The sequence below is a fragment of the Pseudoalteromonas sp. S3776 genome (assembly GCF_005886915.1).
Taxonomy (GTDB): domain Bacteria; phylum Pseudomonadota; class Gammaproteobacteria; order Enterobacterales; family Alteromonadaceae; genus Pseudoalteromonas.
This window is the reverse complement of the sequence record NZ_PNCU01000015.1, coordinates 211,991-226,956: the sequence shown is the minus strand read 5'-3', so window position 1 is coordinate 226,956 and position 14,966 is coordinate 211,991. Positions and strand designations below refer to the sequence as shown.

Annotated in this window: 15 protein-coding genes; 8 read left to right on the top strand and 7 right to left on the bottom strand. The window is 39.4% G+C overall.

What is annotated here, in order from left to right; all coding sequences use genetic code 11:
* Nucleotides 1-526: 526 nt before the first annotated feature.
* Entirely contained in the window at nt 527-1,336 is an 810-nt protein-coding gene (locus CWC16_RS08200) for a hypothetical protein (RefSeq protein WP_138541186.1), read from the top strand.
* Nucleotides 1,324-1,716 carry a hypothetical protein gene (locus tag CWC16_RS08195; RefSeq protein ID WP_055014303.1) on the top strand — a complete coding sequence of 131 codons (393 nt, stop codon included), beginning with the start codon at nt 1,324-1,326 and terminating at the stop codon, nt 1,714-1,716. The genes CWC16_RS08200 and CWC16_RS08195 overlap by 13 nt, the downstream gene beginning before the upstream one ends.
* Nucleotides 1,717-1,862: 146 nt before the next feature.
* Here CWC16_RS08195 and CWC16_RS08190 read toward each other — a convergent pair whose 3' ends face one another.
* Nucleotides 1,863-3,050: a PQQ-dependent sugar dehydrogenase gene (locus CWC16_RS08190; RefSeq protein WP_138541185.1), complete on the bottom strand. Its 1,188-nt coding sequence runs from the start codon at nt 3,048-3,050 to the stop codon at nt 1,863-1,865.
* On the opposite strand from CWC16_RS08190, the gene CWC16_RS08185 reads away from it, so the two are divergent.
* Nucleotides 3,035-3,481, top strand: coding sequence for a hypothetical protein (locus CWC16_RS08185; protein ID WP_138541184.1), 447 nt, complete (start codon nt 3,035-3,037; stop codon nt 3,479-3,481). The genes CWC16_RS08190 and CWC16_RS08185 overlap by 16 nt on opposite strands.
* A 78-nt stretch (nt 3,482-3,559) precedes the next feature.
* Here the strand turns inward: CWC16_RS08185 and CWC16_RS08180 are convergent, their stop codons facing one another.
* A complete protein-coding gene (locus tag CWC16_RS08180) occupies nt 3,560-4,822 on the bottom strand; it encodes a valine--pyruvate transaminase (protein ID WP_138541183.1) in 1,263 nt (420 codons plus the stop codon).
* Between the two features lie 240 nt (nt 4,823-5,062).
* Here CWC16_RS08180 and CWC16_RS08175 point away from each other — a divergent pair, with 240 nt between their 5' ends.
* Nucleotides 5,063-6,208 (top strand): endonuclease/exonuclease/phosphatase family protein, encoded by a 1,146-nt coding sequence (locus tag CWC16_RS08175; protein ID WP_249929196.1) that lies wholly within the window; start codon nt 5,063-5,065, stop codon nt 6,206-6,208.
* A gap of 144 nt (nt 6,209-6,352) precedes the next feature.
* Nucleotides 6,353-6,772: an MAPEG family protein gene (locus CWC16_RS08170; RefSeq protein WP_138541182.1), complete on the top strand. Its 420-nt coding sequence runs from the start codon at nt 6,353-6,355 to the stop codon at nt 6,770-6,772.
* Nucleotides 6,773-6,861: 89 nt separating this feature from the next.
* On the opposite strand, the gene CWC16_RS08165 is transcribed toward CWC16_RS08170, so the two are convergent.
* Nucleotides 6,862-8,709, bottom strand: coding sequence for an ABC transporter ATP-binding protein (locus tag CWC16_RS08165; RefSeq protein WP_055014296.1), 1,848 nt, complete (start codon nt 8,707-8,709; stop codon nt 6,862-6,864).
* A 91-nt stretch (nt 8,710-8,800) separates the two neighbouring features.
* Nucleotides 8,801-9,640 (bottom strand): hypothetical protein, encoded by an 840-nt coding sequence (locus tag CWC16_RS08160; protein WP_138541181.1) that lies wholly within the window; start codon nt 9,638-9,640, stop codon nt 8,801-8,803.
* Between the two features lie 198 nt (nt 9,641-9,838).
* Here CWC16_RS08160 and CWC16_RS08155 point away from each other — a divergent pair, with 198 nt between their 5' ends.
* On the top strand, nt 9,839-10,243 hold the full coding sequence (locus tag CWC16_RS08155; protein ID WP_138541180.1) for a GFA family protein: 405 nt from the start codon (nt 9,839-9,841) through the stop codon (nt 10,241-10,243).
* A gap of 1 nt (nt 10,244) precedes the next feature.
* On the opposite strand, the gene CWC16_RS08150 is transcribed toward CWC16_RS08155, so the two are convergent.
* Nucleotides 10,245-11,042, bottom strand: a complete 798-nt coding sequence (locus CWC16_RS08150) for a class I SAM-dependent methyltransferase (protein ID WP_138541179.1) — start codon at nt 11,040-11,042, stop codon at nt 10,245-10,247.
* Nucleotides 11,043-11,272: 230 nt separating this feature from the next.
* On the opposite strand from CWC16_RS08150, the gene CWC16_RS08145 reads away from it, so the two are divergent.
* Together CWC16_RS08145 and CWC16_RS08140 are read left to right on the top strand one after the other, a co-directional pair.
* Nucleotides 11,273-12,676, top strand: coding sequence for a M28 family peptidase (locus tag CWC16_RS08145; RefSeq protein ID WP_138541178.1), 1,404 nt, complete (start codon nt 11,273-11,275; stop codon nt 12,674-12,676).
* 141 nt (nt 12,677-12,817) lie between these two features.
* A complete protein-coding gene (locus CWC16_RS08140; protein ID WP_138541177.1) occupies nt 12,818-13,258 on the top strand; it encodes a DUF4826 family protein in 441 nt (146 codons plus the stop codon).
* 45 nt (nt 13,259-13,303) lie between these two features.
* Here CWC16_RS08140 and CWC16_RS08135 read toward each other — a convergent pair whose 3' ends face one another.
* Nucleotides 13,304-13,762: a GNAT family N-acetyltransferase gene (locus CWC16_RS08135; protein ID WP_138541176.1), complete on the bottom strand. Its 459-nt coding sequence runs from the start codon at nt 13,760-13,762 to the stop codon at nt 13,304-13,306.
* 9 nt (nt 13,763-13,771) lie between these two features.
* On the bottom strand, nt 13,772-14,917 hold the full coding sequence (locus CWC16_RS08130) for a cupin domain-containing protein (RefSeq protein WP_138541175.1): 1,146 nt from the start codon (nt 14,915-14,917) through the stop codon (nt 13,772-13,774).
* Nucleotides 14,918-14,966: the final 49 nt, after the last annotated feature.

Sequence of the window (14,966 nt, the reverse complement as noted above, 5' to 3'; positions counted from 1 at the left end):
ATTTTTATGCGTGTAATTTAGTTTAACAGCGGTAATGTTTTATTTAATGAGTACTTTACGAATAACGATAAAAAAAGAGATAAACGCTGAGTAAAAAAGGTAAATCTAATAATACTGTTTTGTTTGTTAAATTAGAGTGGGTGTCTAGTTAAGCTATATCTTCCGCGAAGATTGGTAACTGTGTAAAGTTGCTTGCGTAGATTAAAAACCACAAAGTAAAAAATTAAAATTGCAGTTATGCAATCATTTTCATGCTTATAATTTAGGATTTAAGGGTAAAATGGCTCATTTACTATATGAAAGGAAGTAACGCAGTTGTGAAAAATCAATTATTGACCTAAAAAATAAATCTAGAGACTCAGCTTTGCTTGCTAAATTATAGTGGGTGTCTGTTTAATTTGTTTTTGAGATAGGTACTCTTGACACTAAAATCTTTGAAAAGTATATTGGGCTATTTAGAGGAACTAATAGAATTGTTAAACAAAAAGCATCTTAGCAATTGTTACTAACTATAATGGAATATAAAATGGATTCAACAGCTGCGAACCCTCAAAAACACTCTCTTACGCTCGATATTTTTGAAGAGCATCTTCATAAAGCAATTGATAAACCCACTGTTAATTATCGTATGGTACGGGTAGGACCCTCCCGAAATGGCAGAGGTAGAAAGCTAAAAGTTCATAACGGGGCTCATAAGGCAACTTGGGCTAAAACGACCATTAATAGCCGCTTAAGAACCATCAATATTGATGTTTACCTTAATTTTAAACAAAACAGTTTGCAACAAGGCGATTACCTTAAATTAAAAACGTTGGCTATAGCTGGTATTAAACAATATTGGTCAAATACAATTACAGTGGCGGGTGTGCGTTTTAATGTAATAATTAATCCTTTACATAAAAGTAGTTCTGATGCCATTCCTGTAGACCTAGAGATAGAAGAAAGTGAAAGTTATGGTCGTTCAATGAATCCAGCTATATTAGGTATTGATGCGAGTTTTATTTATCAAAGAGGAGCTGTAACAGCTGGAATACCATCAAAATTGATCGATGATGAATTTAAGTTGGTTTCAGCGCATGAGTTTGGCCATTCTATACTTATTTATGTAGGAGGTATTAATTTATCTTGGGGTCATAAAGGTAGTACAAATGTTCTCCTTCAAAATGTTAAAGCGTCTTCTCCAGGTTATCCCAATCAAGGAAAGATTGATCTTATGAAGTACTACAATGACACAAAAAATACGGCTAATCTAAAGCAACGCATTACACGCAGTGAAGCGCTTGAAGTTGATATAAAAAGATTAATTTGGAGTTCTGAGGTCCTATGGAAAGATTAAAGGTATTAATTTTTGGATTACTAATAACTTTTGTATTGAGCTCATGTTCAAGCATTTACTGGGCTAGTGTTAAAAACTCTACAGCTGAAGAGTTAATGGTTAAATTGGTCTTTAAAACTGAGTACGGTACTCAGGTAATGGACATGCCATTAAAAGCAGGTGAAGTAAATGTTTGGCAATATGAGCAGTCATCAAGTGAATCAAAAATAATGGATAAATATTTATCTTCAATTGAGATAAGTGACGACAGTGGCTGTTACATAGCTTTTAATAGAGAAGAGGTAAAAAAGAAGGTTAAAAATACAACGCGGCAAATCGTAATTTCTCCGGATGATTTTCAAAAAGCCTGCGAGAGGAAAGTTAATTTAAACACACCATAAAAACCTTTTGTAAAGCTTACCTAAAGGATCTGACTTTAAGTATAAATTTAGCTTGGCACCATGTTTAGTCTTGTAAGATTTATTTTAAAAGTTAAACATCATTAAAATAAATCTTACGAGACAATCATCATTCATTTAAGTGAGTATCACTTTGGCTTTATCAACATCAGCTTCGCATCTTTCCCATCGGTTAATATCGCTACATTACCTTGCGTGGTTACATAAACATCTCTTAATCTTCCTGCTGCTTGTGGAAATACGTGAGACTGGGTGAATTCACCATTTGCCAAATTAACGCTGTAGAGCTTTTTATCAACAAGCGTGGTGATGAGTACATGTTGTGCAAGTGAAGGGAATGCGGCCTGTTTAGTGCCGTAATACGCCATGCCTGACGGGGCGATTGAGGGCGTCCAATCTACGCTTGGCTTTTGCATACCTTTATATTCCGTAAAGGGTGAAATACGTGCTTGCGAGTAATCTTTGCCATAGGTGATCACCGGCCAGCCGTAGTTGGTAGCTGGCGTTAAGTAATTTAGCTCATCGCCACCGGCGGGGCCGTGCTCGTGGCTGACAATTTGCTCTGTATCGTAATCATATACTAAGCCCTGTGGGTTACGGTGACCGAGCGAGTAAACAGCGTGTGCATTGGGGTTTTTGTGATTAATAAACGGGTTATCTTTTGGGATAGTGCCATCTAGATTTATACGCAATAGTTTGCCTAGTTGGCTGGTTATCACTTGTGCTTGCTCTCTAAAATCAAAGCCATCACCGGTTGAAAACAGTAGGGTGTTGTCGGGTAAAATAAGGGCGCGGCCAGCGTAATGCTGTGGAGTGTTTTTATCAGTCGCTACTTTATAAATAACGTTAGGCTTTGAAAAGTCAGTGCCATTAAAGGTGGCTTTGGCAATTACAAGGCGGTTAGCTTCAGCAGTGCCTTGCGCATAAGTAAATATAACTTCTTTAGTAGTGTTAAAATTAGGCGACAGCACTATATCCAGTAAGCCGCCTTGGCCTGCAACGTATAAGCCTTCAAGGTTTAAATTTACTCTTGTTTGCTGATTGTTTTTTACAATAACAACGTGGCCGTCGCGCTCTGTGATTAGCCATGTCCCGTTTGGAAGTTTAACCATGCTCCACGGCGAGTTTAATTGTGCTGCGAGTGTGTGAGTACTGTATTGCTCTTTAGGTAACTCAGCTGCACTGGCGGTAGATGCAAATAGTCCTACAAACAGCCATAGCGCTAATTGAGAGAGTCGTTGTTTACATTGCAAGCCTTTGCTACTGTAAGAAAAAAGCTTTATTTTAAGTTGAGATAACCATGCCATTTTTAACACGTGTACTCCCTATATTTTTAGTTTCTTGGTTACTTACCTTTACCCTTGCTAGCTTGTTTCATAGCCAATACGTTGTCAATCAATTAGTTAATGTAGGTATCGTAGTGAGCTTAAGCGATCGTATCAATTTAACGCTAGATGATTGGTTAGGTTTATTACTTACCTATGGCGCTATTATTGCCATAGCGCTTGCCATTGCGTTTTTAGTGACTGTAAAGCTTACTAAAAAAGTTAAACAATACAGTATGGTGTTATTTATTGCAGCGGGTATTACTGCTTTTGCTGTGGTTTTAGTGGCTATTGAGTCGATTATGAATATTCATATTATAGCGGGCGCACGTGGATGGGGCTTTTATTTACAGTTACTAGCAGGTGCGCTAGGTGGCTTGCTGTTTGCCCTGTTAACTAAGGCGTTAGCCCCTAAACAGTAGGTTAAATACAAAACTCAGTGGCTAACGCTAAGCATTAACCACCTCGTAAAAATAAGATGAAAAACGTTAATTAAAGCGCTACATAATCAGCGCTTTAATTGCCTCTAAACCTTTTCTGAGAGTGGCTTCATCGTTGGCGTAGTTAATACGTACGCACTGGTGTTTGTGCTCCCAGCTATCTTCAATGCCAATAAAAAAGTTATGCCCAGGAATTATATATACGTTTTGCTCTTTAAGTTTTTGATAAAGCATTTCGCTGGTTATTTTTGAGTCTTTAAACCATAGCCACATAAAAAACGCGCCTTCGAGTTTATGTAAGTAAACAGGCAAGTCTGCAAAAATTTCATCAAACAGGTTTATGGCTATCTCTGCTTTATTTTTATAAAAAGGTAATACCGTATTTTTACATAAAGGCAGTAATTCGCCTTCGTTAATTAAGCGGGTTACTAAGCTTGGACCAATCGCATTAGGCGATAACACCATTGAGCCATTAACACGGCCAATGGCTTTAATTATTTCGTTATTGGCAACCACAATACCAGTGCGCAGGCCTGGCAAGCCCAATTTTGAAAGCGACATACATAATATAATGTTTGAGTTCCAAGTAAGGTTTGCATCGGTGTAAATACAGCCAGGGAAAGGGTCGCCGTAGGCGTTATCAATAATTAGGGGAATATTGTACTTGTGTGCTAGGGCGTCAAGGTGGCGTACTTCCTCATCGGTAATCACATTACCAGTTGGGTTGGTAGGGCGCGATACGCACAGCGCGCTAATACTGCTATCTTCAGCAAGTACATTTTCAACCGCGTCAAAATCAATCACGTATTTAAATTGCTTAGAGCCACTGAGTGTATTTAAAATTTCGATGTCGGGCTTGATTGCCACAAACATATCATCAGATAAACCTTGGTCGGCGTAACCTACGTATTCAGGTGCAAGCGGAAACAATATACGCTTATTAGTGCCATCACTCATTTTGCCCGCAAGCATATTAAACAACACAAAAAAGTTAGCTTGGCTGCCATTACCCAGTGCTATGTTTTGCGTTGTTAAACCCCAGTCAAACTCGCTATTGAGCTGTTTAGCAAGGGCAGCTCTAAACTCGTCATTGCCAGTTGGCCCATCGTACAAACCAAATACTTGCGATACTTTATTACTGGCTACTAGCTTTTGTAATTCATCTAAAAATACGGCATTAACCTGTGGTACGTGTGCGGGGTTACCGCCACCTAACATAACAATATTTGGATTATTGCTTGCGTTAGCGCTGCCTAAATCTTCCATAAGCTGCGTTATTCCGTTGGGTTGTGTAAATTTAGTACCAAAATTTGAGTAGTTCATAATACCTATGTGTGCGCTAATAACGAGGAGGGCAGTATAGCGTAAATTACGGCTTTAAATTGCATGTTGAGAATAATTCACGGGCTTAGAACTTTAAACTCTTTAGGGTATAATTAACGCACTTTAATACGCTAGGCTATTGTTATCAGTAATTTTGAATCGACTTTACATCACACTGCGCTTGAGGCTGAATCTTCCGACGATTTAAATGAGCCTGTAGTAAAAAACACGCAATTTAAAATGGCTACGTTTAATTTGTTTAACTACCTTGAGCCGCCTAATGCGTATTACGATTTTGAAAAAATTTATACCGCAGAGCAATGGGCACGCAAACAGCGTTGGATAGTAGATTATTTAAATGAGTACGCGCCTGATGTAGTCGGTTTTCAAGAAGTATTTAGTATTGAATCGCTAAAAGTGTTAATGGCGCAGCAAGGTTACGCGTATTTTGCTGTGGTTGACTCGCCAGAGATTATTGACGACTTTATTTTTAAACGCCCGGTAGTTGCTATAGCGTCTAAATTTGAGATTGTTGAGGTTGCTGCGGTTAAGCACAGTAATGCCCTTGCTAGTGTTCTTGGCCTTTGCAGTGACTTTACATTTAGCCGTAAAGTATTAAGAGCCACTATTTCATTGCCCCATGTAGGTAATACTGATTGCTACGTTGTTCACTTTAAATCTAAACGGCCATTATTAGAGCCTGACGAAAACACGAAATCATTGGCAATCACAAATAACGAACTTTCGCCCGAAAAAAGCATAATTGAAGCGTTTAAAGCAAATGTGGCCGGTTCATGGGGCTCAACCATTCAGCGCGGTAGTGAAGCCACCTTACTAATGATAGAAATGATTACCCGACGCGAAGCCACACAACAGCCAATGGTGTTAATGGGCGATTTTAATAACGACCTAGCAGATGGCGTGTTGAGTCATTTATTAACGAATACATTGCGATTTGCCCCAGCGTTTGACGTTAAGGCCTACCTTGCTAAATATTGTTTAAATGATGCGTGGCAGCTATTTAAAACACTAAGAATGAGCCAATTTACGGCGCACAACACACAACAAAACGCTGGCAGCCATACAAATGCTCAACAAAGTAATGGCTCTGCTGCGCCGCAACAGTCAATAAACGAAGCTACTTCGCAAATAAATAATACTGCGCCGTTATTAATGCGCAGCCCCACCCATTACTATGGAACAAGTAGTTCGGTACTTGATTATATTTTACTCTCGTGTGAGTTTGACCCAAGTTACGATGATAGCTTTTATGAAGTGAGTGATTATCATACATACGACAGGCATTTAATAAACCCAGAATACGAACGAGACGATTTAACAACCGATCATGCAGTGGTATCAATTACGCTAACGTTAAGGAGTTAATACGTGGGTAACATTTATAAATAGGTTTGCAGCTTTTACATTATTACTGACCCTATAAATTATAAGTAATTAATTATAAATGACTTATTTTAGGCTTGAAACTTGCTGTAACTACTGAGTTAAAACAATTTTAAGGACACAAAAATGACTGAAGTTGCGCTTTCTGCCTATATGGCGTTTTACGTTTATTTAATAATGTTAGTGGTACAGTGGTCGGTTGCTACCTTTAGCAAAGCTAAACAACCTAATGCTGTACCAGGTAAAATAAGCGATGATTTATCGCACGACAGTTTTATATTCAGGGCTCATCGTACTTTTCATAACACACTAGAAAACAGTGCGCTATTTATTGGTACTGTGCTGTTTGCATTTGTTATAAATTACCAAAGCCCTATATTTGCTATGTGTGTTTGGGTGTATGTAATAGCGCGATTAATTCATATGGTGTTGTATTACGTTATAGCTACCGAGAAAAACCCAAGCCCACGCACTTACTTCTTTTTAATCAGTTTTATTGCCAATATTGTCATGCTAATTTTAATTGGCTTAAGGCTAATGGCTTAATATCACGTGGTTAAAGGCTATTTAGGCGTTTGTATAAAAAAGCGAAAGGGCTGTAATTAGTCCTTTCGCTTTTTTGTTTTTAACTGAGATTAATCTACACCAATAAACCCACCGGTTTGGTGCGCCCAAAGGCCAGCATAAATACCATTTTGTGCAATAAGCTCTTCATGACTGCCTTGCTCTACCACACCACCTTTATCAAGTACGATAAGTCTGTCCATTTGCGCAATAGTCGATAGCCTGTGGGCAATTGCAATAACCGTTTTTCCTGTCATTAAGTCATCTAAACTTGCTTGTATGGCAGCTTCTACTTCTGAATCCAGCGCACTGGTGGCTTCATCGAGTATTAAAATAGGTGCATTTTTAAGTAATACCCGCGCTATAGCGATACGTTGGCGTTGCCCGCCAGATAGGGTGACACCGCGCTCGCCAACTTGTGCATCAAACCCTTTATTGCCTTTACTATCTTCTAAATCACTTATAAAGTCGAGCGCTTTAGCTTGCTTGGCAGCGCTGAGCATTTCAGCTTCTGAGGCATCGGGTCGGCCGTATAAAATATTATCTTTTACAGAGCGATGCAGCAGGGAAGTGTCTTGGGTAACCATAGCTATATAACGGCGAAGGCTTTCTTGGCTTACGTCGGTAATGTTTTGGCCATCAATTTTAATGGTGCCAGAGTCAGTATCGTAAAAACGCAGTAATAAATTAACTAAGGTTGATTTACCTGCGCCAGAGCGGCCCACTAAGCCAATTTTTTCACCGGGTTTTATATGTAGGTTTAGGCCGTTCATTACAGGGCCACGATTGGTTTCGTTAGCGGCTTTACCATAGTTAAAATGCACGTTTGTAAATTCAATATTGCCCTTAGTAACTTCAAGCGTGCTCGCATTGGGTTTGTCAGCTACTTTTATTGGCGTCGATAAGGTTTTCATGCCATCGGTGGCGGTACCAATGTTTTCAAACAAACTGCTTATTTCCCACATGATCCACTGCGCCATGCCATTTAATCTAAGCGATAAACTTACTGCTACTGCAATTGCGCCTGCGCTAATTGCACTTAACGACCACAAATAAAGAGAGAGTGCGGCCACGCTAAATACTAATAAGTAATTTAGGCTATTAATGGCAAAGTTAAGGCTGGTTACTAAGCGCATTTGCTTATAAACAGGTTTTAAAAAAACATCCATGCTTTGTTTAGCGTATTGTTCTTCGCGTTGCGTGTACGAAAAAAGCTTAATGGTCGATATATTTGTATAGCTGTCGACTATTCGGCCGGTCATTTCTGAACGTGCATCGGCCTGCGAGCTGGCAATTTTTTTAAGTTTTGGCACAAAGTACATTTGAATGGCGGCATAAGCAATTACCCACACTAAAAGTGGCAGCATTAAACGCCAGTCTGCTTCGGCAACTAAAAACACCATAGCGCCAAAATAAACCACTATGTACATTAGTACATCGAGCAGCTTCATTACGGCTTCGCGCACGGCCAGTGATGTTTGCATTACTTTTGTGGCGATACGCCCTGCAAACTCGTTTTGATAAAAGCTCACACTTTGACGTAATAAGTATCTATGCGCCAACCAACGAATCGACATAGGGTAATTACCCAGTAATGCTTGGTGTAAAATAGCCGAGTGAAAAAACACCACAATAGGCAACACCACTAAAAGCACTACTGCCATTTTTATAAGCTCGGCTTTTTGCTCTTCAAACAAAGTTTGTGGTGTGTAGGTGCCCAACCAATCAACCAATTGGCCCATATAGCTAAACAACGACACTTCTAAAATAGCAAGCAGGGCAGCACTAACAGACATTAAAACTAGCGACAATTCCATGCCTTTAGTGTAATGACGACAAAACGCAAATAAGGTAGAGGGTGGCTGCGTTGGCTTTTGCTCAGGAAATGCGTTGGTCATTTTTTCGAATAATCGATACATTTTATAAACTTAAATGACAAATAATAGAAAATGATCATACCATTTAAGGAGCGCGCTGTAGAACTTTAATGACTAAATGACACAGCTAATTTTATCGAAGAGGGTTTGTAAGGTTTACGCCTTTAATCATGTAAATGTCGTCATAGCGTAACCCCCCATTTCCGTAAGGATTTTTGTGAGGGCCCGTATTGCAGTTAGCTAAAAAGTAGCTAAGTGGGCGTTCGCGTTTCATTCTAATGGTGGCATTTTTATACACTAAGGTTTGGTTTTTAAATTCGCCGCCTTGCACGTATACATTATATTGCTGACCTTGCATTTTTACCGATGCATTATTAACAACGTACCAAATGTTGTACCAACTGTTTGTATCAAGTGGTTGAGCCGATTGCGCTTGTGCATAGTTTTGGATATTACTATAGCCCTTATCAGTTTTGACCATTAGCGCCCCGGTATTAACTAAACCGTTTGATTCGGTTTTATCTGTAACCCGAAGAGTGGCTTCGAAGGCATCGTAGCCATGAACGTTTATTTGCTCTGGCTCTAAATTACTTAATCCAAAAGCATGGTTATTTGGAAAAGAGGCAACGTTAATACGTGTAAAAAAAGTGTAGGTTTCGCCAACTGGCACTGTTTTTGGCAGCTTTTTATAGCTAAGGGCTTTACGGTTTCCAACAATACCCTTTTCGGCGGGCTTTTTAATTAAAAAATGGTTAATCCCTTTGGTTGTGTCCTCAACCTCTATTTTAGTCACTTGTGGGTTAGCGACATAAGGTTGAGTTTGATTGTCTGTGTCGGCCTTTGTCCAGCCTTTTAGTGGTTGTTCAAAGTTATCTACTAGTAGCCACTTTGCAGAGGGGGCGTTTTGATTGTTTTGGCTACAGGCTAATAATCCTGAGCAGGCCACTAATAGTAAGCTGTATTTAACGCGCATAATCCCTCTTTTACTAATGTAAGTACGTAAATTGGTATACCAATTACATGGGTTTTAATTTTTAAACCTTAAAATTTATATAACCAACTTACTGTGGATTAGTCAACCAATATTGTGTTGTATCTATTGTGCTGACGTTTATATTTTAAACGGGTAAAATAGCTAACAACACACAAATTAAAATAATAAAGGGATTATATGTATACAGGAACGTGCCTATGTAAAGCGGTAAGCATTGAAATTAAAGGGCCTATTTCTCAAATCATTCATTGCCATTGCTCACTATGCAGAAAAAACAGCGGGACTGCTTTTGCCACAAATGGTTTTGTAAATACTCGCGATTTTACACTTACCAAAGGTAAAGATAATTTAACTGAATTTAATTTTAAACCTGGGCGTGCGCGCTTTTTTTGTAAAACATGTGGATCGCCCATTTACAGTGCGAACGCTGAGGATAAATCACGCTTGCGTATACGTCTAGGGTTGATAGACAGTGATATAACTGAACAGGTCATTTCGCATAATTTTGTTACCTCTAAAGCCAATTGGGAGCAATTAGAAACCCGTTTACCATGCTATGAAAAACACGAACCTGGGCGATAAATTACTCTATGTGATAAATGCTGTTTATGTCGCTGTGAAGGGTGGGCGCCCATGTTTTAAATAATGGCGAATGAGCTATTTCTTCTTTATTGATGTGTATTAAGCTTTGCTGAGAAAGTATCACGACAATATTTTTGTACTCGTTAAACTCTATAAGGGCGATGCAGCTGAAGTGTTGCCTAAACAGGACGAGTAAAGCTTGAAGCTCTTTTCCTGTTTTAGGGTTTAAATTTATAATAATTTGTGCGTTTTGCTCACTGCAGCGACGTATGTTTTGCCAAAATACACTATCTGATAAAAAGTCTTGGTGTACATCGCCACTAAAAATATCAATTGTGATGACATTGTATGTACGCGTGCACGTTGCAACAAACAACTCTGCATTTTGTACGTGCACCGTATGATTAGCGGGCAAGCTAAAATGCTCCTTAGCAACGCTTATCATCGCGGGGTTTATTTCTACACTCTCAAACACAGCTACGTTATTTATATAAGCTGTTTTGTTATGTAAATAATAAATAGCTCGTTCAATGCCCGCAGTGCCTAAACCTAAATTTAAAACCCGAAGTGGCTCTGCTGTTTTTAGTAAAAATAACAGCATACATTGATTAACCGCAATCAGTAGTTGTTCATTTTTATTAAGGCTCATTACCCCTTGAATAGTAATATCGCTATGCGCATTTTGGGCAAGTGTTAACCAGCGATAGGCCGTATTTTGATAAACACAAATAGGCCCATATTGGTTGTTACTAAAAGCTATTAAATTGGCAGAGACCGTATCGGCTTTAAGCTGGCGCATAGATTACAATTACAAATAAAACACCCCATTAGTTTGCCACGAAAACACGCAATGTATGTAACATATTTATGTAACAAGGTTTGTAATACGCTCGGTTGCATAAACGAGGGAGGAGTGTGTAACTGTGGTTAATTTTTACAGTTGAGCTTACTTGTACAAAGCTTTAACTCAAAATAGTTGCACTAACAAGGTTGTTGAGTAAAGGTAAGGTAAAAAATAAGGAGCTTATAATGCGCAAAACCCCTTTTTCTATTACAACTAAACTTATTAAATTGAGTGCATTAGCTTTTGCTTGTACGGCAGGGTTAACAGCACACGCTCATGCCAGCATAAAATATGAAGAACAACAAAAGCTACATGATATTGCAGCCGAGGTATCAGCTAAGCGTATTGGGAGTGATATACAAACGCTGGTGGATTTCGGAACTCGCCATACGCTTTCAGACACTAAGTCTGAAACACGGGGCATAGGCGCTGCAAGGCGTTGGATCAAAAAAGAGTTTGAGAAAATATCAGCACAATGTGGTGGCTGCCTAGAAGTAATTGAAGTTAAAGACACCATATCAGGTGAAAAACGAATCCCTAATCCTGTTGAAGTAGTAAACATTGTTGCAATTCAGCGCGGCAGTACTGAGCCAAACCGAATGGTGATTATGTCGGGCGATATTGATTCGCGCGTGAGTGATGTTATGGACTTTACCAGTGATTCACCAGGTGCCAATGATAACGCCTCGGGCGTGGCAGGTGTTATTGAAGCTGCACGTATACTTAGCAAATATGAATTTAATGGCTCAGTTGTATATGCGGCACTTTCGGGCGAAGAGCAAGGCCTGTTTGGTGGTAAAATACTCACAGCGTATGCGCAAAAGCATGATTGGCAAGTTCATGGCGTTTTAAATAACGATATGATTGGCAACATTACCGGTATTAATGGCGTTACCGACAATACAACGGCACGCATATTTTCTGAAGGCACACGAGTAGTAGAAACTAAAGAGCAGGCGCGTACAAGGCGATTTACCGGCGGTGAGGTAGACTCAGCGAGCCGTAATTTAGCCCGCTATATAGATATTATTGCTGATAGGTACATCCCAAATTTAGATACAATGTTAGTTTACAGGTTAGATAGATTTGGCCGAGGCGGGCACCATAGACCCTTTAACGATGCAGGTTTTGCTGCAGTCAGAATTATGGAAACTAACGAGCATTACGACCGACAGCATCAAGACTTACGCACTGAAAATGGCGTGGTTTATGGGGATACAATAGATGGTGTTGATTTTGACTACACTGCAAAACTTACCTCGCTCAACGCTGTAACTATGGCTTCAATGGCGTGGGCCCCAGCACCCCCTAAGCAGGTGAAAATTGAAGGCGCGGTTAATGCTAACACCACGCTTTCGTGGCAAAAGTCAGATGATGATAATATAGCTGGTTATCGTATTTATTGGCGCTATACCAGTGAGCCACAATGGCAATTTAGCCAAGATGTTGGGAAAGTTACAACGGCCACACTTAAAAATGTGGTTATTGATAACTACTATTTTGGTGTTGCAGCGATAAGTAAAGACGGGATTGAATCGCCAGTGGTGTTCCCAGGTGATGTGGGCTCGTTTGATCACAATATAAAATAACAGCGATTTATTATTGTTTAAACGTAATTGTGGCCAAAAACAAATCAAATGATGTATTTAAGGTGCAAAGCAGCTGTTTTATGCTTGCACCTTATTTGTTATGCACTTAGAGTGTAAAAAAAAGCAGTAAAGGTTAATAAAATGCAGCAAGAAGAAAAAAAACCATTAACAGCGCAAGAGCAAATAGAGCAGCAACGTGTTGCTTGGCAACGCGAATGTTTTCAAAACGCTCAAAAATATTTAGCAGAAAAAGGCATTATGCCTAAATCAGTAATAGACAAAGATAGCCGTTTTTTAGCGCCACTGTGTGCTATGTGGAAATTTAAAGCACAAAACGGTAAGAGCTATTGGGTAATAACAGGGCGCTTACCAACAGATCATGCTGAAGTAAGTGCAGCAAAAGATGCACGCGATGCCATGCGTTATTTTTCGTTACAATGGCAGCTAAAAGCCGATCAAATAATGAGTGTGGGTGCTCGTGATAAAACCCAGGTCGATTTTGCTAACTTACTTATAAACCGTGCTCATGGTTTATACGAAATGCATGAAAACGAGCAACTTTGGGCCAATGAGCCAAAATAGAATGATGCATGTATGAACATATAAAAGGGCAATTTACGCCCTTTTTTAATGTACTAACGTAAAGGGTTTGGTAACAAACTGCGATACTTCACAGAGCATACGCTGTCTGGGTATGCCTGCTTCCATAAATACAGTGCCTTGCTGCTTGAACCCATTTCGCTTAAAACGCTCTACTTCATTTAATATGCAATTAATACTAATTGCTTTATGGCCGTCGTTTGCGGCTAGTTGAACAATAAAGGTCAGTAGCGATGTGTATACATGACGATTTCGGTGCTCTGGCAGTACAGCAATTCGGCCTATTAACCCGTCGGTACAAAGCCTGCCTGTAGCAACAGGCAATTTGCATTCATCAGTCACTAAAACGTGGTGAGCAATTTTATCGAGGCTATCAAATTCTATGCGTTTGGGGATGTGTAATTCGTATACAAAAACCTTTTCACGTATTTGTTGTAGCAGGTCTTTTTGTATATCCCACTCTACTTTATTAACTTGATAGCTCATAGAACACCCCTAGTTAAACCAAACTCCCTCATTAACTAGTGTAGTAAAAGTTTGAATAAAAACTAGGCTAGGTTGGGCTTGGTCTAAATCTTCAGTGTTAAAATAACTATTATCAGTTAAAAGTCTAACGGCTTTTAAATCCGAAAGGGGTAATAAATAGTTCTCACCATTAATGCTTAGCAGTAAGGTATCTTCACATTGCTGAAAAATAGCACGTGTGCCACCTAAACGCTCAAACTCATCGTTATTGCTGGCTATTAATTCACTCATTTGTTCGCAAGTTAAGGGGGCTTCAAGCGGTGCTAAGTCCATTTCGTGCTTGGGCTGACTTAGGGTGTTACCCAGCCATTGTTTAAATAACTCATCGTTATTAAGAAGCGCTTGCATAAGGGTTTTAACTTTATTGGCTTCGCTATCTAAAAGCTCACCTTTAGCGTCTCTTAGCGTTAATGTGTGATCGGAATAGCGTTTTTGGCCGCTGTCAGTATCAATAATATGATCGGCAAAACTCGAAAATAAGTCTTGTTGGTTAGGCGCTCTAAAACCCACTGAATAATTTAAGGCGTTTTCTATAGCATAGCCTTCATGTGGGCACCCAGGTGGTATATATAAAATATCGCCGGGTTCTAAAATACAATCTATTACCGCTTCAAATTGCTCAACCTGTAGTAGTTTTTTATTTTGCGTAAATTGCTTAAGAGTAGGGTCGGGCAAGCCAACACGCCAATGGCGCTTACCTTCACCTTGGATTATAAATACGTCATACTGGTCTAAATGTGGGCCCACTCCACCTTTAGGGCTAGAGTAGCTGATCATTAAGTCATCTATTCGCCAGTTAGGTATAAATCTAAACGGCTCTAGCAGTTGTGCAGCATCGCTATGCCAATGATCAACCGCTTGTACCAGTAAAGTTGCGTGTTGCTCAGTAAGTTTTTCAAAGTCTTCAAATGGGCCTTGGTATGCTTGCCAATCGTTATTATGGTTAGTAACAATACGCGACTCTATACTTTCTTCCATTGCAAGACCGGCAAGCTCTTCTGCCTCTATTGGGTCTTGAAAGTCTGTAAAACCTTGTTTAATCAATAGTGGCTTTTTTTGCCAATATTGGTTTAAAAATTCTTGTTCACTGAGGGTGTTTATTTTTAATTGGTACATAGAGTTGACCTATAATTTTTAGTACAAAAAAAGCGAAAGGGATTATCCT